The organism is Shewanella sp. 433, from assembly GCF_059338565.1.
The window spans coordinates 2,636,871-2,657,636 of sequence record NZ_CM181703.1; the positions used below are offsets into that span (position 1 = coordinate 2,636,871).

The 20,766-nt window shown below is 49.6% G+C and carries 23 protein-coding genes; 11 read left to right on the top strand and 12 right to left on the bottom strand.

The window, feature by feature from the left end; all coding sequences use genetic code 11:
* Positions 1-7: 7 nt before the first annotated feature.
* The 11 genes from cybH to AC5YB1_RS11645 all read left to right on the top strand — a co-directional run bounded on the left by cybH (position 8) and on the right by AC5YB1_RS11645 (position 9,858).
* Positions 8-679, top strand: a complete 672-nt coding sequence (gene cybH, locus AC5YB1_RS11595; RefSeq protein WP_494519302.1) for a Ni/Fe-hydrogenase, b-type cytochrome subunit — start codon at positions 8-10, stop codon at positions 677-679.
* A 10-nt stretch (positions 680-689) separates the two neighbouring features.
* The gene (locus tag AC5YB1_RS11600) at positions 690-1,253 is read left to right on the top strand and encodes a HyaD/HybD family hydrogenase maturation endopeptidase (protein ID WP_494519303.1); all 564 of its coding nucleotides are present in this window, start codon (positions 690-692) and stop codon (positions 1,251-1,253) included.
* Positions 1,234-2,988 carry a NiFe hydrogenase gene (locus tag AC5YB1_RS11605; protein ID WP_494519304.1) on the top strand — a complete coding sequence of 585 codons (1,755 nt, stop codon included), beginning with the start codon at positions 1,234-1,236 and terminating at the stop codon, positions 2,986-2,988. Before AC5YB1_RS11600 ends, AC5YB1_RS11605 begins: the two co-directional genes overlap by 20 nt.
* A 1-nt stretch (position 2,989) precedes the next feature.
* Positions 2,990-5,353, top strand: a complete 2,364-nt coding sequence (gene hypF, locus AC5YB1_RS11610) for a carbamoyltransferase HypF (protein ID WP_494519305.1) — start codon at positions 2,990-2,992, stop codon at positions 5,351-5,353.
* 126 nt (positions 5,354-5,479) lie between these two features.
* The gene (gene hypB, locus AC5YB1_RS11615) at positions 5,480-6,283 is read left to right on the top strand and encodes a hydrogenase nickel incorporation protein HypB (RefSeq protein ID WP_494519306.1); all 804 of its coding nucleotides are present in this window, start codon (positions 5,480-5,482) and stop codon (positions 6,281-6,283) included.
* A gap of 2 nt (positions 6,284-6,285) precedes the next feature.
* Complete coding sequence (locus AC5YB1_RS11620; RefSeq protein WP_110458100.1) at positions 6,286-6,525, top strand: HypC/HybG/HupF family hydrogenase formation chaperone; 240 nt, start codon at positions 6,286-6,288, stop codon at positions 6,523-6,525.
* Between the two features lie 2 nt (positions 6,526-6,527).
* A complete protein-coding gene (hypD, locus tag AC5YB1_RS11625; RefSeq protein WP_494519307.1) occupies positions 6,528-7,643 on the top strand; it encodes a hydrogenase formation protein HypD in 1,116 nt (371 codons plus the stop codon).
* Positions 7,644-7,646: 3 nt separating this feature from the next.
* Positions 7,647-8,672 (top strand): hydrogenase expression/formation protein HypE, encoded by a 1,026-nt coding sequence (hypE, locus tag AC5YB1_RS11630; RefSeq protein ID WP_494519308.1) that lies wholly within the window; start codon positions 7,647-7,649, stop codon positions 8,670-8,672.
* On the top strand, positions 8,672-9,019 hold the full coding sequence (gene hypA, locus AC5YB1_RS11635) for a hydrogenase maturation nickel metallochaperone HypA (protein WP_475516641.1): 348 nt from the start codon (positions 8,672-8,674) through the stop codon (positions 9,017-9,019). The genes hypE and hypA overlap by 1 nt, the downstream gene beginning before the upstream one ends.
* A gap of 27 nt (positions 9,020-9,046) precedes the next feature.
* Positions 9,047-9,211: a hypothetical protein gene (locus AC5YB1_RS11640; RefSeq protein ID WP_475516640.1), complete on the top strand. Its 165-nt coding sequence runs from the start codon at positions 9,047-9,049 to the stop codon at positions 9,209-9,211.
* Between the two features lie 404 nt (positions 9,212-9,615).
* Positions 9,616-9,858, top strand: a complete 243-nt coding sequence (locus tag AC5YB1_RS11645; RefSeq protein WP_494519309.1) for a hypothetical protein — start codon at positions 9,616-9,618, stop codon at positions 9,856-9,858.
* A 95-nt stretch (positions 9,859-9,953) separates the two neighbouring features.
* On the opposite strand, the gene AC5YB1_RS11650 is transcribed toward AC5YB1_RS11645, so the two are convergent.
* From AC5YB1_RS11650 to pnuC, 12 genes are all read right to left on the bottom strand, one after another.
* On the bottom strand, positions 9,954-11,201 hold the full coding sequence (locus tag AC5YB1_RS11650) for an ABC transporter permease (RefSeq protein WP_494519310.1): 1,248 nt from the start codon (positions 11,199-11,201) through the stop codon (positions 9,954-9,956).
* Entirely contained in the window at positions 11,198-12,388 is a 1,191-nt protein-coding gene (locus AC5YB1_RS11655) for an efflux RND transporter periplasmic adaptor subunit (protein ID WP_494519311.1), read from the bottom strand. The genes AC5YB1_RS11650 and AC5YB1_RS11655 overlap by 4 nt, the downstream gene beginning before the upstream one ends.
* Before the next feature lie 77 nt (positions 12,389-12,465).
* Positions 12,466-13,644, bottom strand: coding sequence for an efflux RND transporter periplasmic adaptor subunit (locus tag AC5YB1_RS11660; RefSeq protein ID WP_494519312.1), 1,179 nt, complete (start codon positions 13,642-13,644; stop codon positions 12,466-12,468).
* Positions 13,631-14,626, bottom strand: coding sequence for an HlyD family secretion protein (locus AC5YB1_RS11665; RefSeq protein WP_494519313.1), 996 nt, complete (start codon positions 14,624-14,626; stop codon positions 13,631-13,633). The genes AC5YB1_RS11660 and AC5YB1_RS11665 overlap by 14 nt, the downstream gene beginning before the upstream one ends.
* The gene (locus AC5YB1_RS11670) at positions 14,616-15,302 is read right to left on the bottom strand and encodes an ABC transporter ATP-binding protein (RefSeq protein ID WP_494519314.1); all 687 of its coding nucleotides are present in this window, start codon (positions 15,300-15,302) and stop codon (positions 14,616-14,618) included. Before AC5YB1_RS11670 ends, AC5YB1_RS11665 begins: the two co-directional genes overlap by 11 nt.
* Before the next feature lie 200 nt (positions 15,303-15,502).
* Complete coding sequence (locus tag AC5YB1_RS11675) at positions 15,503-15,892, bottom strand: hypothetical protein (protein WP_494519315.1); 390 nt, start codon at positions 15,890-15,892, stop codon at positions 15,503-15,505.
* Between the two features lie 229 nt (positions 15,893-16,121).
* A complete protein-coding gene (locus AC5YB1_RS11680; RefSeq protein ID WP_494519316.1) occupies positions 16,122-16,535 on the bottom strand; it encodes a hypothetical protein in 414 nt (137 codons plus the stop codon).
* Positions 16,536-16,772: 237 nt separating this feature from the next.
* Positions 16,773-17,366: a GNAT family N-acetyltransferase gene (locus tag AC5YB1_RS11685; RefSeq protein WP_494519317.1), complete on the bottom strand. Its 594-nt coding sequence runs from the start codon at positions 17,364-17,366 to the stop codon at positions 16,773-16,775.
* Positions 17,367-17,677: 311 nt separating this feature from the next.
* Positions 17,678-18,226 (bottom strand): NAD(P)H nitroreductase, encoded by a 549-nt coding sequence (locus AC5YB1_RS11690; protein WP_494519318.1) that lies wholly within the window; start codon positions 18,224-18,226, stop codon positions 17,678-17,680.
* A 106-nt stretch (positions 18,227-18,332) separates the two neighbouring features.
* Positions 18,333-18,920 carry an HvfX family Cu-binding RiPP maturation protein gene (locus AC5YB1_RS11695; RefSeq protein ID WP_494519319.1) on the bottom strand — a complete coding sequence of 196 codons (588 nt, stop codon included), beginning with the start codon at positions 18,918-18,920 and terminating at the stop codon, positions 18,333-18,335.
* A gap of 131 nt (positions 18,921-19,051) precedes the next feature.
* Positions 19,052-20,086: a phosphotransferase gene (locus AC5YB1_RS11700; protein ID WP_494519320.1), complete on the bottom strand. Its 1,035-nt coding sequence runs from the start codon at positions 20,084-20,086 to the stop codon at positions 19,052-19,054.
* Between the two features lie 9 nt (positions 20,087-20,095).
* Entirely contained in the window at positions 20,096-20,755 is a 660-nt protein-coding gene (gene pnuC, locus AC5YB1_RS11705) for a nicotinamide riboside transporter PnuC (RefSeq protein ID WP_494519321.1), read from the bottom strand.
* Positions 20,756-20,766: the final 11 nt, after the last annotated feature.

The following is a 20,766-nucleotide window of genomic DNA, read 5'->3' on the forward strand; positions in this document are numbered from 1 at the left end:
GCAACTCATGGATACACCTACTGTACCCTATGAGAGAGCCTTTATATTTAGCGCCGCGATCAGAATTTTTCACTGGTTGCGAGCGCTAGCCATACTGGTTCTTGTCATTACGGGGTTCTACATCGCCTGGCCATTCTTGGTTGCGCCTAGCAACTCAGATGTACTAGTGCAAGGCTGGATACGTTTTGCTCACATCGTGTTTGGCTTTGTACTGTGTGCCATCACTGTGGTGCGAGCTTATCTGTTCTTCTTTGCTAAGAGTGATATCGAGCGGCGCTCCTTTAAAGATGTCACCAGTATCAAGAGTTGGATTGTACAGCTCAAATCCTATCTGTGGATGGGACATCTTGATAAAAAAGGCGTTTATGGCCCATTGCAATTTGTGACCTACTTAGTGATTTCACTCATTGCGGCGTTAATCTGCATCACAGGACTGGTCCTCTATGCTAATGTCTATCATCTGGGGCTCGGTGGCCTCATGTGGGAGCCTGCCGCATGGATAACCGCGCAGATGGGTGGCTTAGCACAAGTGCGTATTTGGCATCACTACTTTACGTGGGTGTTTGTCATCTTTGTGGTGATCCACGTCTATATGGCGGTGTGGACCGGTATTCGATTTAAACATAACTCGGTTGACTCTATCGTGTCTGGATACGATTATCACCCAAAAAAGCATTAACAAGGATGTCATGAAAATACTGCTACTTGGTATTGGTAATGTGTTGTACGCCGATGAAGGTATCGGCGTACACTTCGTTAATTACCTACAAGAAAACTATCAATTTACCCATCCAACCCATCAACTCGATATCATGGATGGGGGAACCTTGGCTCAAGGCCTTATCCCCATTATCTGCCAATATGATTATCTGATTGTCGTCGACACAGTCAATGCTAATGGCGTCGGTCCTGGCGAAGTTTACTTTTTCGATTTTGACAAAGCCCCAAGTGAAATAGACTGGCAAGGCAGTGCCCACGAAGTGGAGATGCTGCAAACCTTGACCATGATGGAGATGGTTGGCGATCGTCCAAAAACCTTTGTGCTCGGTTGCACCCCTACCCTTATCGAGCCGATGACCCTCGGCCTTACCGCTAGCGTCGCCGCCGCGGTGCCTTTAATGGAAGCGACCACGCTGAACCATTTACGCTCACTGGGGTTTAGCGTGACTCGTATCAACAACATTGCTATCGATAAGCTCATTCCCGACTCTTACAAGCGCGGTGTCATCATAAATGAAAATAATCAGATTTGAATTTACCTGCTCACGTCCGGTGCCGCTGTACGCGCACTTATGTAACCAATACCTAAATTACGCTGAGCTCACAATCAGCGTAGGTTACCAAAAAGGCTGTTACTTTATCGAAGCCGAAGGTGAGCAACCGCAACTGGAAACGTTAGCCGATGCCATCGCACACGACTTTTTAATCTCGGTATGGCTGACCGATTCACGCATCGCCTTAATCGATTGTCCAAGCGGCAGAACCAGTCCACTGCAAGGTGGGGCCATTACCCAGGAGTTTTGCCAGCAATGTGCACCGCTATTTGGCGATAATCAATCCCCCCAATTTGGCGATTTGGGCTTGGTGTGCGAGTGTTGCCACGGCGAGCGAAGCATTAACCCCAATTACCAAGGACTCACCGGCGCCGATATTGCGGCGCTGAGCACAGAGCTACTCACCCATGGCACGCTGACCTTAACTGGCGATCTCCCCGTCACCTTGAGCCTCAAGCCACTGAGTCCAACGGGTCGTCCCACATTATTGGTGTGCAACCCCAATACCCTTAATGCCCAGTTCCACTTAACCGATCGCCAAGTGCTTGCCCTGTCAAGCATCGAAAAGCCGCTGATCACGACCAGAGCCATAGATAGCCACCCAAAACTCGACGCCCCGCTGTATGACCTCTGCTTTGCCTATAACCGCTTATTGGTAATTTTAACTGAGCATCTGCGCCGGCAAGGCATTGACTGGCTCTATATTGACGATCCTCGCCACAGTGAGCCACTGGCCTTTATCGACGGTGCCTGGGTCGAAATTGATCACTGCGCACAATCGCCTGTCAAACTTAGGCGCACCACGCCAGCACTGCATGATGATGTGTTACTGCACAACGGCGAGCAGACTTACTATGCCTGCCATGATAAACAGCAATATCGGGTCGAGCGCGTGACTGGCGAACCGACGCCACGACAGCAAGCGGCTTTACTCAGCTTAACGCCCCAAGAGTATGGGCTATCGGCCTTACACAGCGTAAATCTAGAGCATGGCGTGGATAAACACAGCGCCATCATCTATTTTAGCCAGCAGCACGGCGGCCAAATTCAAACACTCGACGCTAAACACCAGAGTGAACTGTTTTTCGCCTTGCCCAGCCTGCCAGACAGTGGCTATGAAATCTATCATCAGTTAGAACAGAGTCCGCAGCGCAAGGTGCTGGAGAAATTTAAACAGCAATACCCAGATGATTATCTCAGGTTGCTCGATCTTAAACTGCCCGCACCACATAATAACCTCACGACCTTGTGGGCCATTGGTGCGATTTTATTGGGTCTACCAAGTCGCTCGATGCAGGTCAATGACCTCAGTGATGCGCTGACGGCCGCGGCTCAAGCCCACCGCGGCGCTAACTCACCACGTATCGACTACCCGCTTACACGTGGAGAAGCACACCGCAGCTTAAACTGGTGCAAGACACTAGGCACCCTAATGAGTTTTCGCCTCGCCGATGACAGAGACAACCGCAAGCTGGCCTTTGGCATGCACGACTCGTTAGCCGATTACCTCGCCAACTGGATAGAGCATTTAGACCAAAATATTGGCGTCCGCTCAGTGGCATTGGCGGGAAGCGAATGGGGAAATCCCCTATTGTGCCAACGTGTGGTGCTGCGCGTCGGTAAAAACTTTCCGATAAAATGCAATCAGCAATTGGCTATCGACGGTAATAATCATGCTATCGGTGCTTTATTGTTGAAAAAACGGCGAAAATAGCGTGACTATCACCCCATCTCAACGGCCTTCGGCTCACGTAGCGGCTGAGCCGCAAGCCGCGCCACAGGCATCACTGCATCGGGTTAAACTGCTGGTCACGGGCATTGTCCAAGGGGTGGGATTTCGCCCCTTTGTCTACCGCCTCGCCCATGAATTAGGCTTGAGCGGCTTAACCTTTAACCATAGCCTGGGCGTGACCATTGAGCTGCAAGGGGCAAGCGCGCAGCTAACGCAATTTATAGCGACATTAACTCAAACGCCGCCTCCGCTCGCCCGTATCGACAGTGTGACTCAAGAGACCATGGCGCCACTCTCTAATAGTCAAAGTTTTGAGATCATTCAGAGTCAAGCTAGCGAGGGGGCGCAGGTCGCGGTATCAGCCGACAAAAGCTGCTGTGAAGATTGCCTCAATGAGATAAAAGATCCTCATAATCGTCACTTTCGCTACCCCTTTACCAATTGCACCAACTGCGGGCCGCGTTACACCTTAATCAATGCTTTACCTTATGATCGCCCCAATACTTCGATGGCGAAATTTAGCCTGTGTGAGCAATGCGCCGAGGCTTATGGCGATCCGCTAAACCGACGTTACCACGCTCAGCCTGTCAGTTGCCCTAACTGCGGGCCGCAGCTGACATTAACCACACCCAATGGCCAAGCGATAGCCCACAGTGATGCCGCGCTAGATCGCTGCGTTGCCTTGTTGCAACAAGGAGATATTGTCGCGATCAAAGGCTTGGGCGGGTTTCATCTAGTATGCGATGCCAGCAATCATCAGGCCGTGATGCGCCTGCGCGACCGTAAACAGCGTCCAGCCAAGCCCTTTGCCGTAATGTGCAGTGACCTTAACATGGCCAAAACCCTGGCCAAGGCAAGTGAGGCTGAGTGGCAACTGCTGTGCAGCGCCGAGCGGCCTATCACCTTACTCGAACGCATCGATAACCCCAGTTTGCTCAGCCCGGGTGTCGCTCCCGATATTGACCGGTTAGGGCTGTTTTTACCCTACACCCCCTTACATCACCTGTTATTGGCGCAGTTGCAACGGCCCCTAGTGGCCACCAGCGCCAACCGCAGCGGTGAGCCTATCATTACCCAAAGCGTTGGTATTCAAAACCAACTGGCTGGCGTGGTCGATGCGATATTGGATCATGATCGCGCTATTTTAAATGGCTGTGATGACAGCGTAGTGCAGATGATAGATGACGAGCTGCAAGTGATCCGCCTAGCACGGGGCTACGCGCCATTGACCCTCCACTGGCAGCACAGCGTTAAAGACCATACCTTAGCCGTCGGCGCGCAGCAAAAAAATAGCCTCGCCTTCGGTTTTGGCCATAATCTGGTGTTAAGCCCACATATCGGCGATCTCTTTAGCCTAGAGGCTGAACACTATTTTACCGATACCTTAGCCACGTTTAGCCGCCTATATCAGTTTACGCCCCGCTATGTGGTGAGCGACCGCCACCCTGACTACGCGCCGACACGCTGGGCACGTGACTATGCAGCAGAGCAAGCTTGTCACCATAGCCAAGTGCAGCACCATTACGCCCATATACTCAGCGTCATGGCGGCGCAGCAATACACAGGTAAGGTGCTGGGTTTTAGCTTTGATGGCACAGGCCTTGGGGATGATAAGCAGTTATGGGGTGGCGAAGTGATGCTGGCCGACGTGAAGGGTTATCGGCGCATCGTGCACCTACAGCCCATGGCGTTAATTGGTCATGAGCAAGCGATTACCGATCCGCGGCGGGTCATGCTCGCCCTGCTGTTTAAGCAGCATTCGCCCGAGGCGATCGCCGCGCTCAATTTGCCCGTAATACAAGGGATGTCACCACTGCTGATACAAAACTTATATCAGTTATGGCGCAAGGACATCGCCATCCATCAGACCAGCTCGATTGGTCGGCTATTCGATGCCCTCGCCTGTTTACTGGGCTTAATGACCCGCACCCAATTTGAGGGGCAAGCGGGCATGTTACTGGAGGGGGCAGCCAATCGCGTTGCCAATGAGCCAGCGTCGCTGCGCTTTACCTTACCCTTGGTGGACGGTGTGTGGCAAACCGATAACCTATGGCAACAGATCCTCGATGCCATGTCACTGCGCGATAATTCCCCCCAGTGGCAAGGACTGATTGCCCGCGCTTTTATGGATTGTCTAGCAGACGCCATCGACAGCTTGACCAGTGAACACGCCCACTTACCTGTGGTACTCACAGGCGGCGTATTTCAAAACCGTTACTTACTCAAACACACTCGGCGGCGGATCAAACAACGTAACCAGCAAGTGCTCAGCCCCAAGCAGGTGCCCGTCAACGATGGTGGCATCGCAATGGGCCAACTCTGGTATGAGATCCACCGCCAAAAATAGGCTGCAAGCTGTGCAGCAAGATTGATAAAAATACTGACATTTTGTTAATAAAGTGACCCGTATCAATGAAGTTAATGCTGTCACCATGCAAAATGTTTATTAGCATTAGATTAAATGGAGTTCATCATGTGTAAAGATTGCGGCTGCTCTATCACTCGACACGAACCGACCCTGGACAGTGGCGCAGAACATGCGGACCACCACGGTCATCACCACGCGCATGAGCATCATCACGGCCACAGCCATGACCATCAAGAGTTGCACAGTAACCCGCAACTCAATGACAGCAAAACCCTCTCCGTCATTCACAAAATTCTCGATAAGAACGATCATGAAGCGGTCCACAATCGGCAACATTTTGAGGCCCATCAAATAACCGCATTCAATTTGATGAGCAGCCCAGGTAGTGGCAAAACCACCTTGCTGGAACACTTAAAAGAGTATACCTCGCTCAACTATGGCGTGATTGAAGGTGATTTAGAAACCTCGCGCGATGCTGACCGCTTAATTGCCAAAGGGATCCCCGCTTACCAAATTCAAACCGGCTCAGCCTGCCACCTTGATGCCTTTATGGTGCACGGTGCCTTGCATCATGTGGATCTTAATCCGCTGGATATATGCTTTGTCGAAAACGTCGGTAACTTAGTCTGTCCCGCCTCTTATGATGTGGGCACCCACTTCAATATCGTGTTGGTATCGGTACCGGAAGGCGATGATAAAGTAGAAAAATATCCGGTGATGTTCCGTAAGGCCGATCTGGTTTTAATCACTAAAGCGGATCTGCTGCCCCATTTTGATTTTGATGTTGAGGAAGCCAAGGCCCAAGTGAAAAAACTCAATCCAAAGGCTGAGGTGCTCATCACCTCTGTTAAAGACAGTGACAGCATGTTTGCCTTTGCACAATGGCTCAATGACCATAGGAGAGCCTAAACATGTGCTTATCAATCCCCTCAAAAGTGGTTGCGATTCACCCAGATGAGCAAGCGGTAACGGTTGAAACCATGGGGGTTAAACGCAAAGTATCTAGCCACTTAATGAGTGAGCCGTTAGCCATGGATGATTATGTGCTGATCCATATCGGTTTTGTCATGAATAAAATCGATAAGGTTGATGCCGAGCAGAGCTTGGCACTCTATCGAGAGATAGTCGACAAGATGGAGCAGGAGCACTGAGCATGATTGACCTAAGTCAGCTTTACCAAGGATTTAGAGATCCCACCACCATACATAATTTGGCCCAAGAGATCCAAACCTTAGCGAGCCAATATCCGGGTAAAATCAATATTATGGAGGTATGCGGTGGCCATACCCATACCATAATGAAATACGGCCTCAATCAACTATTGCCCGCCAATATTGAATTTGTCCATGGGCCCGGATGCCCTGTGTGCATTATGCCTAAAGAGCGTATCGACCACGCCGCCATTTTAGCCTCCCAGCCCGAGGTAATTTTAGTGACGCTAGGCGACATGATTCGGGTACCTGGTTCTAAAGGTAGCTTGGCGCAATTTAGGGCTCAAGGCTGTGATATCCGCCCGATTTATGATCCTCTCGATACCCTCACCATCGCCAAAGATAACCCTGAAAAAACAGTGATTTTTTTTGCTATCGGCTTTGAAACATCCACTCCGATGACCGCGGTGCTGATAGAACAAGCTGAGCAGCAAGGGGTTAATAACCTACTATTTCATATCAATCATGTATTAGTGCCACCCGCCATCGATGCCGTAATGGCCGATCCCAAAGCCACAGTGAACGCTTTTATTGGCCCATCCCATGTGAGCGTAATAAGTGGCGCTAAATTGTATCGCCCTGCGGTTGAGCGCTACCACACCCCAGTGGTGGTCGCTGGCTTTGAACCTGTGGATGTCATGGAGTCGATTTTACGTATCGTCAAACAAAAAGTGGCCGGTACAGCCGAGTTGGATGTGCAATACAGCCGCGCGGTCAGCGAGGATGGCAACTTGCATGCCCAGCAAAAGGTCAATCAATACCTCATGATACGCCCCCAATTTCGTTGGCGTGGTCTTGGGCCTGTGGCCAACTCGGCATTGATGCTACGACCCGAATACGCCCACCGCGACGCCGAACGTATTTTTAGTGACAGGCTTAACGTCGCCGATATTGACGATCATAAAGCGTGTCAATGTGGTGATATTTTACGGGGGATCGCCAAACCCAAAGATTGCAAGGTGTTTGGCCGTGGCTGTACGCCCGAGTCCCCTTTAGGCAGTTGCATGGTGAGCTCCGAGGGGGCTTGCAACGCGTATTATCGCTATAACGGAGTCTAACCCATGTCTGTAGAGATTAAGCTGCCCACCGAAAAAGCCGTTCAACTTAGCCATGGTGGTGGCGGCAAAGAGATGAATAACCTCATTAAGTCTATCTTCTTTAAGGCCTTTGCTAACCCAATTTTGGCCAGTGAAGAAGACGCTGCCCTGCTCAATTTAGACGGGCCTACCGCCTTTACGACCGACTCTTTTACCGTGAGCCCGCTGTTTTTTGCTGGCGGCGATATTGGCAAATTGGCCGTGGCGGGCACGGTCAACGATCTGGCGATGATGGGCGCAGAGCCACAATATCTCAGTTGTAGCTTTATTATTGAAGAGGGATTTGCCATCGCCTCGCTCAAACAGATTGTTGCGAGTATGGCAAGTGAGCTGCATAAAAGCGGCACTCGCGTTGTGTGCGGCGACACTAAAGTGGTGCCCAAAGGCTGCGCCGATGGTTTATTTATTAACACCTCTGGGGTTGGGCGGATCCTCAAACCCCATATTTCGGTCAATAATTTGCAGCCAGGGGATGCCATCATTGTCTCTGGTGACATTGGCCGGCACGGCGCCGCCATATTGATGGCCCGCGAAGGGCTTAACCTAGAGTCAGATTTACGCAGTGATTGCGCTAACTTATGGCCTGTAGTTGAACAACTGATCGCCGCAAATATTACCATCCATGCCATGCGCGACGCCACCCGTGGCGGCCTGGCAGCCGTGCTCAATGAATGGGCGCAGGCATCAGAGGTAGGCATTAGTGTGGCCGAGTCACAGATCCCCGTCAGTGATGAGGTTAAAGGTCTGTGTGAACTCTATGGCTTTGAACCCCATGATTTAGCCAACGAAGGCACCTTTATTTTGGCCGTGCCACAAGCCATCGCATCTGGGGTGGTTGAAATTATCAATCGCTATGGTGATAGCCAAACCGCTGCCATTATTGGTCAAGTGGAGGATAATCATCATGGTAAGGTGATCTTAACCACGCCGTGGGGCAGTAGTCGTTATCTCGACCTCCCCCAAGGCGAATTATTACCTAGGATCTGCTAATGCACGAGTATTCCATCGTCGGCGCTCTGCTGGAGCAATGCGAGCAATATGCCAGTGACAATAACGCCACGAGGATAACCGAAGTGGTGATAAAAATTGGTGTGCTAAGTGGCGTTGAACCCGCCTTATTAGCCACCGCATTTGATACCTTTAAACTAGAAGGACGCGCCAAAGAGGCCGTACTCACCATAGAGCATCAAGCCATCGTACTCAGTTGCCAGCAATGTAACACCACTGTCGAAGTGGCCGAGCGCACTGTCATTTGCCCCAAATGCCACAGTTTTGACACGCGCATCGTTGCCGGTGAAGAGATGCTGCTGATGCAGTTAGCGCTAGAAACCAATTAATCATTATACCTAAAATGGAGCATCACCATGAACAGAGCATTATTACTACTTGTTAGTTTATTACCTGCAGCGGCGTGGGCACACGGAGGACACAGTGGTATTGGCTTATTCCACCATCTATACGATATATTACCGCTTGTGGCATTAGTGATTATTGTCGCGGGGATCATGATGTGGAAAAAACACCATTAAGGTAAACCGCTGACTTCAAGAGTCACACCACAGCAACAGAGTGAATCTTGTGTAGTTCGTGCCACGCAATATGCCAGTAATTGGCACGAATTGCACTAAGTTGACGACTCGCTTATAAATCAAGCGAGTTGTTTCTTTGTCTTGTCTACCATCGAGCCACGATAAACCTCAACTATGCATTGTGCCCTACGTATTCAAACTTTGACGCTATAACGAAAATCTGACACTGATTTTTTATTTGGCGCCTTAAACTTTCCAGCGCCTTCTTCGGGTAAAAGCCCAATAAAAACAGTATCTAATAAAAAGTGAATGATGACTATTTCGCGGCAAAACATTGACAGTTTATTTGTACAAAATTAGCGCGTATAGTGCATCTCTAATTTAGCAACCACCAAGGTACTTTCATGTTCCGCTTAACCATTTACTCCATCGTAGGCTATGCCTTTTGGCTGACCGTTGTCGACGTTTCCACCTATGTTAACCACAGTTCTGACGGCGGTTGGTTAAGTGGTGTGACTCAAGTCTTGTTTGACGATAACCAGCCAAGCACTGACACAGCAGAGCCTTTATTAACTCGCTCGGCCAAGCCTGACAATTGCCAGGCAGACCAAGGCTGTTACTCATTCGCGATAACGGCGGCAAAGTAAACTCGCAGGGGCTAAGCTGCCAGTCAGAACGTCAAGATCATGAGTTACCGAGTAACATCACTCACGGGGTGCTCACCTTGCAAAACAACGCAGCTTTAATCACGTTGCAACGCCACGATGGGATCTAAACGCGCGGCTTTTTGCGCTGGGTAAAGCCCAAAACCTATCCCTATGGTCATACACACCCCTAGCGACAGCAGCACCGCAAAGGGTGACCAGGCCACGGGCCAGCCTGCAGCGGCTGATATCACTAAAGCTAACAGTAATCCCACCACTATGCCTATCACGCCCCCCGTGGCAGAGATAGCTATACTCTCAATTAAAAATTGGCGCGCGATATCTTTACGTCTCGCCCCTAGGGCGCGCAATAAGCCAATTTCAGCGGTACGCTCCATAATTGTTGCCAACATGATGTTCATGATCCCTATGCCACCCACCAGCAAAGAGATCCCTGCCACACATGCCATCACAATGTTGAATATTTGCTGCGTTTTTTGATGTTGGGCCAGTAGATCGGCAGGCACCACGATCTCATAATCTTTTTCGCCGCCGTGACGCCGCTCAAATAGGTGGCCTAAACTTTTAGCCGCCAGTGAAGGCTCAATCCCATCGGCAATGGCCAACTTAATCGAGTCGAGTTCATCCTCTAACGGTTTAACGTTCATCTTCTTGAGTGCCGTTGCCAGTGGAATAAACACTTGATTGCGTTCGCCGCCCAGTTTCACTCCTTGAATTTTAGACTGCACCGCCTCGCCTTCAGACAGCACGCCGACCACCTCAAACCATTGATGGTTCACTTTAATCAGTCCGCCAACGGGTTTATCTTGCGGAAATAAACTGCGCGCAGCTTCGGGCCCCAGCACGGCGACTTGACGATAATGATTCTGATCGGCTTGGGTCAAGCTGCGGCCTTTGGCCACCTTGAGCGCACTCAAATTAAAGTAACTGGGCGTAACCCCAACCACTGTGGCATCACTGCGCCCTTGCGGGCTAAATAAACTAAAGGTTTTCACCTGCTTTTGCGCGCTCCAATCTTTAACAAAAGGCAAGGTGGTGGCCGCACTAGACACATCGCGCAGGCTTAAGCCGATGCTGTGTTCACGGATAGATTTTAACGCATCACCATCGGCGGGCCGCGCATTGATGACGATGTTGTTCACTCCCATGGACTCAATCATCCGCAAGGCTTCACGCTCGGCGCCTTCGCCAACACTGAGCATCGCAATCACCGCGCCCACACCAAATATCATCCCCAGCAAGGTTAATGCGGTGCGCAATTTATGATGGCGCATCTCGTCAAACGCTTGAATGACGCCCTCAACATATCCCTTAATCACCTTCATAAGCGGCTCCTTTTGGGCGGTGTGGTTAAGGCAATCACATCACCTTGGTTAAGTCCGCTGGTAATTTCCGTCATATCGATACTGCGTTGTCCTGGCTCGACCCCCTGCTCGATAAAACCCTCTGCCGTTTTGAGGTACACCCAATAGCGGCCCTCTTTCTGAAATAGCGCTTGGTTAGGCACGGTCAACACCTCATTGAGTGACACCGCATCCACTTTAGCGCTCAGCTGTCGCCCCGGTTGCATGATCGCCGGCAGGGTCTCATCTAAACTCACGGTAAACTGAAAGTAGTTAACTGGGCTGTCTTTATCTTTGGGTTTTGCTAACGCATCGAGCTGACTGACCTTACCGCTGAAACGTTTATCTGGGTAAGCATCGAGATAGACATGAGCTGGTTGCCCCACAGAAAGCCCTGCAGCCTCAGACTCAAGCACAAACAGCTTAGCTTGCATTACAGAGGTGTCGGGCAAGGTGCCTATGGTAAACCCTGACCACATCATGTCACCGACCACTGGCATGGCACCGTCCCAGCCAGACTGATACACAAATAGGCCATCATGGGGAGCGATGATCTCCATCTGTTTGAGGTTATTTTCATAGCGATCAATTTTCGCTTTATGCCCCTGCTGCTTAAGCTCGATAAGCTGCTGCTCGGCTTGCGCCTGTGCATCATGCTGGGACAATCCCCAATCAAAATAGTCCATCTTGGCACCCAAATAATCTTGATTACGCATCTGCTCAATGATCTCTATTTTGGTGTAGACCCGTTCATCTTCACTGAAGAAACGCTCGGCCAAGTCTCGCTCTTCACTGGTGACCTGCGTACCCACCTGCAGCTCTTGGCTTACGGTTTTATCTTTTTGTTGCTGCATCTGTTTATCGAGATCCAGCTTATTAAAATCAAACGCTTCCATTTCGAGTAAATAGGCTTGGCGTGTGGGATCCATGCGCGCCACCACATCCCCCGCCTTGACTCGACTAAAGTTGGCTAAAATCCAGGCTAGGGATTGCGGTCCACGCACCCCTGAAGGCACAGTCACCGCCGTCGATTGGCTCGCCTCCAGCTCACCGGTCGCTGGGATCTGCACATTAAAATCGCGCAGCTTAACCTCCATGGTTAACACCCCATCGTGCTCGGGTTGACTGCAGCCAAGCAGCAGTAGACTGCTACAAAGTACGCTGCTCATCAAAACAGATGACCGCAGCTTAGCTTGGCCTAAGCAGGATTTCATAAGACGACAACAATCAAAAAAATGCACTAACATCATGGCAGTAACACCTCATCACCGGCACGTAAACCTTGACTGACCACCATTCGCTCGGCCCCCATATCACCAATAGTAATTGGCTGTTTACGTTCGCCCAGCCAAGTGGGCTGGCGTACATACGCTTGGCCACCGTCAAAGCTCACCGCTTCTTTAGCCACTAATAACGAGGGGCTCGCCTGAGCAATATCAATACTGATCTTGGCCGTCATCCCAGGTCGCATCAGCTCACTGTCGGGCTCATCGATACTGGCGACGGCATCGAACACCACCATGGGGACATCTTGATTCTTATTGCGAAACACCGCACCCAACTCAATTATTTTGCCCTTAAACACGCGCTCAGGATTGGCGTCGAGACGAATGTTAATCACTTGACCGCGTTTAACCCGCTGTGCTTCCACTTCGGGCACGGTCATGTTGACTTGCATATGAGATAGATCAGGGATAGATAACACGGCGTCACCGGCAAACACCGATTGGCCCTCTTTAATTTTATTGCCTTGCGGATCGTTGCCATACACCACCATGCCCGCGCGAGGTGCTTTTAAGGTCATCGACGCGATCCCCTTCTCTAAGGCTGCCACTTCTGAAGCAAACTTTTGCTCATCCCCGGCTAACATGGCTTGACGCTGCTCGGCGCCTTGGGACTCTAGTGCCATTTTTTGCTTAATCAATGCCACTCTATCTTTGGCAATAATGGCATCACGCTGGTATTTTTCTTTCTCGATTAACGCCACGGTTTCATCGGATAGTTTAAATTTTCGTTCCGCCTTTTCATGGTTCATCTGGGCTTCGGCAAGATCGAGCCGCAGTTGTTCGAGCCGCTTGGCATTGCGCAGGTTAGAGGTTTCAATATCTTGCTTGGTCGCCGCCAATCGCGCCGCGCTGACCGACAGGCGTTGGGTTAACTCAGAGGTATCTAACCTGGCGACCACATCGCCTTTGGCCACTTCGCTGCCCTCTGGAGCCAACTGTTTGACTTGATATTGCCATACACGACGGATCGCCGGCGGCATCATCGCCACGGTATCGGCTGACACCAGTTCACCTGTCACCTCGACTTGCTGGATCAATACCCCTTGTTCGACGCGTGTCAACGCCTGTTGGCCGCAGCCTGCCAGTAACATACTGACGAATAAGGCGCAGCACACCTGCATCATATTACCCTTGCGCATCAGCTAACTCCTTGGTCGCCACCAGCACGCTCATGCCCGGTACCAACTCAATTTGGGCATTTTCTTTGGCAAAATCGATGCCGACCTTAAACCATTTGCTCTGCCCCCAAGCTGGTTGAGACATCGCTTGCTTCCCAATAGATGCAATAGTGCCATCGAAGGTCACTTCAACATGGGCATCGAGTTGCAGACTAACGGCTTGCTTAAGCCTTAGACGGTCAACATCCACCTCATTAACCCAAGCAACGACTTCGAGTTTATCTAGCGCTGGGATCGTCGCCACTTGACGGCCTATCTGCACTGTGTCGCCCACGCCATATTTGGTCTCTGTCCATGGATGGCGCTCATACAAGAGAGGGCCGGCAAATTGCGCGGTTAATTCCAGTTGCGCTATGCCTTGCAGCGCCTGGCTTAACTCCAGCTGGGCTTTGCGTTTATCTATGGCTAACTGTTGACGGCTAGCATCTTGCTTATCTAACGCCTCAACTAAGGCCTGCTGCGCCTTTTCAAGCTCGCTGCGGGCCTGCATCAAACTGAATTGGTTTTCGGCATACTGTTTAGCCGCTAGATAGGCTAATGGCACATCGGCATCAAGCTGGGCTTTTTCCACCTCAAGTTGGCGCTGCTTAAGATCAAACTGTGCTTGCAATACCGCACCCGTTAGCTCGATAGCCGTACTTTGCTCTTGCGCCGTGACCCGCAATAAACTGGCCTCTAGCTGCTCAATTTGATTGGTCAATTGGCTTTTATCAAAAATCACCACACTTTGCCCAGGCTGGGCTAAAGTGCCTTCGGGCAGCATCCACTGAATTTGATAGCGCCAAGCATCTCCGGCCTTAGGTACGGTAAAGGTTTGTGAGTCAACCGAGCTGATTTTGCCCGTTAACAGTAATGAGGGAAAACTATCGTCGGCCCAGCTGCAAAAGCTTATCATGCAAGCAGCCAATGCGGCGCAACCGCCAAAAAACACCTTATGCGGCATGTACACCTCGCTGTTCAATGCTGACGATATCGCCATCGCGCATACGGATGATCCGCTGAGCATAAGCCGCGACTTCCTCCTCATGGGTCACTAAAATGATGGTTTGCCCCGCTTGGTGGAGCTCGGTAAACAGCGCCATTATCTCCACTGAGGTTTTACTGTCTAAGGCACCTGTCGGTTCATCGGCCAATAAAATGGTGGGTCGATTCACCAAGGCTCTGGCAATCGCAACTCGTTGACGCTGCCCACCGGATAATTGGTTGGGGCGATGATCTTGACGATCGCTTAAGCCCACTCGTGCCAGTAATTGCTGCGCATAATCCGTGCTATCGTCGGCATGCTCACCAAAGCGCAGTGGTAATAATACGTTTTGTAATGCACTGAGACGCGGTAATAAATGAAAGCTTTGAAATACAAAGCCTATCTCTTTGTTACGCACTGCAGATAAGGCGTCATCATCGAGTTGACTCACCTCTTGCGCGTTTAAGCAGTAAGAGCCACTGGTAGGTTTATCGAGGCAACCAATAATATTCATTAAGGTCGATTTACCAGAGCCAGAAGGCCCCATGATGGCCACAAACTCATTGGCTTGTATGGAAAAATCGACCCCGCGTAATGCCAACACCGGCGACTCTCCCATTTGGTAGGATTTAACTAATCGTTTTACATTTATCATGAAGTGAGTCTCACACTCTCAAGGCTTACAGCGCCGCAGCCGTTCCGTCGACTAAAATACTAATCATCCACTGTGCCTCAATAGCGCAGCACTATGCAATTGAATTTAGATAATATTACACTCAATTACACTTAGACAAATTTGTACTGAGACAGTTAGGCTAGAAAGCTTACTTATTAGCCCCATGTTGAAATGGCCGCTTAATCGGTAAACACGCCTAATAGCGTAAACACACTAATGATAATAAAAAACACCCACTGAAACTGAACACGACGTGCACTCTTTGCTTCGCCAAAGTAACCAATATATATTTGCCAAGTCGCAAACAGCATAAAGTTAAGGCAGATAAACAAGGCCAAGGCATAGGTTTGCCGTGGGGACACTAAGTGTAAGCCACAGGCAAATAACACCAGTGTCGATAGCACCAAAAATATCGACACATAGTGAAATACACAGTGCATTAGGGTTTTAGTCGTGGGATCAAAATCGGCTTGTAGCATGGGACGTAAAAATTGCGGCTTGGCCATCACAAAATGGCCAACACAGGTAATTGAGGCCAATACTGCTGCAATCAAAAGGTAGATATTCATGGCTTCTCCGACATCACTGTTGGCCGCATTAGCGAGAGCGAGCAACTTAACAAGAGGGACTATTGCAAAACACGATAACTCACTAGACCGTAGTTGAGTGAATGAAGTTTCAGAACCAAACAAAAAAGAGCGCCAGTGCACTCTTTTGATTCATTTTTATTCAACTTACCCTATGCAGAACCTAGCAGCGCTCTATTGGCCGCTGATCTCATGCTCACAGGCGTAACAATCACATAGTGGCCATTATCCAATAGTCGAGGCGTTGCTGCGGATCGGCAAGCAGGTTCTGACAAGGGGTTTTATAACGTCCCATCAGGCCACCTAAACTTTTGTTATTAGGCAGGCTAGCCTGCTGCTTAGCAATGGCTTGTTGCAATAATTGCTCGACCTGCGCTTCACTTTGATACTGCTTTGCCAGTGTTAGCGCCGCCTCTCCCGACTGTTTAAGCCGCTCGCCAACTGGCTTCATCTGCGGGGCATCCATATTGCTGATGGCATCGGATGCAATATGGTAATAAGCAGCGCATTGCACCACTTCTTGATTAAACGCGATTTCAGCGGCTGAAACTGGCGTTTGATTGGCCGTGACAGAAAGACTGAAAACAGCAAACACGGCAGCAGACAGTGGAGTATAAAAGCGCATATGGAAATTCCTTTGCATTAAGCCTAAATATTGCGTTATTTCTACTTTAGATATCGCTCAATATCAAGGTTATCATTAAAAAAATCTTGTTGTTCTAGCATTACAAGCGACTCAAACTAGACTTATGCTTGACGATTATCTTAAGCGTTTATTCACTGTAAGTAGCCGCGATAGAGCCATAATAGCGGTTTTATCTCCCCTCAACTAAGCAACGAAACCCTCGAAACAATGGGCTCCCTAGTTTAAAGCCATGCGCTGGCGTAACAGTTGCTTCACTGTAGGCCACTCACTGTCAATAATGGAGTAGACAACTGTATCTCTGATCGTACCATCTTTGAGTAGTCGATGGTTGCGTAACACCCCATCTTGGGTCGCTCCTAGGCGTACTATCGCCTCGCGCGAGGCTTGATTATGCCAGTGAGTGCGAAACTCCACCGCCATCACAGCTAAGGTTTCAAAGACATATTTAAGCAACAGGTATTTAGCTTCGGTGTTGATGCCACTGCGCTGCGCACTTTTACTGTACCAGGTGTGACCAATCTCCAACCGGCGATGAGCTTGCTCCCAGTTCATGATGCGGGTTGAGCCAACAATGTGACCTGACAGGGTATCGCGCACCACAAAGGCTAAGGTCTCACCGCGTTGCTCGTCTGCCATGGCCTGCTCTACATAGGCTTTCATCTCATCGGGATGAGGCACACTGGCATACCATAAGGTCCATAATTGACCATCAGTAACCGCAAGCGCTAACGCAGGAATATGCTCATGCGTCATGGGTTCTAACACTACCCGCTCACCTTGTAACCAACCTACGCGTCCACCTTGATCCATAACGGCTCCTGTATGATATCCACTTAATGTGACCGATTAATGACTCGCTATCTTGTATCGCTTTACGCAACAGCTTTAGCATATCTTGGCAATAGTTCATAATAGTAAGCCGTTAGATAAGCAGCAATGGCCTTACTTGAACAAACATATTAGATGGGGCAAAAAAATGCCCACGCTAAAGGTCGTGGGCAATATAATCACTTAGGGTGAAACCTGTACATGGGTATGAGGCAGGTATAACACCACTGTGACAGTTTTATACTGTATGTAAACCCGACCAAAGTCGAACGACAGCAGACACTAACTGATGACTATAAGTAGCGCACAAAACCTTGGGCCGATTTAGTTGGTTTTATTGGCGCGGTTATCGCTGGGGTCCCCAGATACAAGAAACCGATAATTTGTGCATCGTCGTCCAGCGCTAACGCTTGGTGTAAATGGCGGTTAAATGCCAATCCACCGGTACGCCATATACCGCCTAAACCTAAAGCAAACGCCGCTTGTTGCATCGCCATACAGGCGCAGCCCACCGCAAGGTGCTGCTCTAACGCGGGCACTTTGGCATGCTCAACCACTTTAGCGACTACGGTTATTACCATTGGCGCACGCTGTGGCATATTGCGCACTTTATCGATAGTGCTCGTGTCGCCGCCATCTGCTTGTGTTGCATCAACAAACAGCGCGCCTAAGCGATCGAGCCCCTCACCAGTGGCGACAATGAACTCCCAAGGATTTAATCCACCATGATCTGGAGCGCGCACAGCGGCACTTAAAATGGTGTTAAGTTGAGACTCGCTAGGGGCCGGAGCCACTAACCGAGGAGAAGATTGACGTGTTAACAGCAGTTCGATAGCATCCACAAAATAGTCCTGTAATAGAGCAAATCAACGGGCAAAGAGTAGCAAATTGATCTATAAAATCCTACTAAAACAGTAGGACTTATCTCTTAGCCAGCGACAATTAAATTCATTGATACCGTTTGGCGATAAGGTAATCAAGACTGGTATAACGCCCTCCTCCAATGACCATTAGCGCCAGCAGCATTAACAGATAGGTGATGGCAAATTCAATCCCATTATTAAGCACCACTAGGTTACCCGATGAGGTTAGCCAATCATAATTACCATATTGTTGCAGTAATGACTTAGCCGCTTGTAACTTTTCAGCCGATGCCAGCACCTGCTCATTGGCTAACCAAGAGTTGGGATCGGCAATCGCCAACCAGCCGTTTTGCCAATGCACACTGAATGCGGCCACCAGCATGGTAATACTCAGGGGAATGGTCACTAGACGGGTTGCTAAACCAAAGAGCAATAAGATGGCGCCAAAAAACTCGGTTCCCGCCGCAAGCGCGACCATCACCTCTGGCATAGGCAGGCCTAAGCCCCAGTTAGGGTCGCCAAACCAAGCGACAGTATCGCTAAAGTGGGTCAACTTATTGTACCCAGCCTGCATCAATACAGGCGCCAAATAGAGGCGCAGCCCTAATGCGACGACACCATCGAGCTGAGATATGCCCTTGAGCGCTTGTTGATATAAACGAATAACCTGCATAAAAAAATCCTCTTTATCATCATTGATAAAAGAGACCCTTACTCAGTTGATAATCTTTCGCATCTTAAACAATTAATGCCAAATAGAAGTCATTTGTCGCTTTTTTAACCCCGTTCCCCCGTTTAATAACACTAAGGTGCGACTCTCTTTAAAAAGTCATCAAAATATTCAAGGTAATCGTTTGCTAGATATGACGCTTTAGCGTCAGCACCGATAAAGGCATTAGCCTGGTTTATCATACCGCCATCAAGTATCAGCTCACTGTGCATTAATAGCGCCCAACAAAGCGCAAAATACCAGTACAGTTCAATCGCAGCCGGCACAGCATTAAGCGCCGCGTCATTGAGTTTGCTATGATCTAGCAGATACTGAGTGGTTAACCATTGGCGCTGCCAATCGGACAATTTATGGGTCGCTAAGATGCTAGCTAAGTCGACCAACGGATGTGAGCTGCAAGCATATTCATAATCGATACACCAAAGCTTATCACCGCTAAGCAGCAAATTATGCGGATTTAAGTCGCGATGACTAAATTGCGGCAAGACCATGCACTCTGCAAGGGTATCGAGTAACAATTGCACTCGTGGACTATGACTGTTCAATAGCTCAAAACGCGCCAGCCAAGCCTGACAATGAGAAACAGAACCGCTTAGCTGCTCACTCACTTGGCTTAATTTAGCCAGATACTCATGCCACTGCTGGGCGACCGAGATTGCATTATCGGGTATGGGTAATGCGCTTAATTCTTGCAGTAAAGACAATAACGCTTGATGCGCCGTCGGGTGCACAGGGGCAACTGGCTGTGGTGCGGCGCTATCGGCGGTCATTAACAGGCCCCAATCCGCAGTGGTTACGATAAATTCACTAAGGTAATATCGATAATCATCTGACACATAATGTAATTGCGGCGCAATCGAGACTTTGGCCGCGCTGCGCCACAGTTGCACTTCACTGTGGCGACTGCAAAGTGCATTACTAGCATCGCTATTAATGCGCAGTGCAAATTCACGCTCGCTGGTGACAATACGGTAATTTTGGTTACTTAAACCATGGGACAAACGTTCAACATCTAACGCCTGAGCAAGGTTACAGCCTTTGGCGGCCAATTCGTCTTTGATATCGGCAGACAGTGATTGCTGCAACGAATACGCTAAGCACGGCGGCATGGTCACCACTTATGACTCATACGCATAATGGTTTGCCTGATTCTCCGATTGCTCGCGCATGCTCGCGCGCCAGATAAAATAACCACCGATCGCCATGCCGACATACAAAATAAATAGGATGCTAGTGAGTAGCAGCCCCTTATTGAGATACAGATAAATTGACACCAGATCGATAACCACCCAGTAGAGCCAGTTTTCCAGCACTTTTTGAGCCACTAAATAGGTGGCCATCACCGCAAAGCAGGTGGTCGCAGCATCAAGATAAGGATAAGACGCTTGAGTCTGGGTCGCCATAAAGTGCCCAACCAGCAAGGAGATAACACTGGTTAGGCCAATCAATAACAGGTGACGAGACACAGACCAACTGACAATATCGACCCCTTTATCGCCACCACGCCCCCTTGTCCATAACCAGTAGCCATAACCCGCCATCGCCATATAGTAAATATTGAGCAGCGACTCCATTAATAACGAGACTTCCCAAAACAGCATAGTGTAGATAGCGGTACTCAAAAAGGCCGCCGCCCAACACCAAATACTGCCACGCATCGCTAGCATCAAATACGCCATGGCCAATACGACAGCAACACCTTCCCACCCTGTCAATTGATGGGCCTGCGCCGCTGCGCTAGAAACGGTTGATACCAACTCTGTCCAAAGTTCTATCATAGTAATATCAT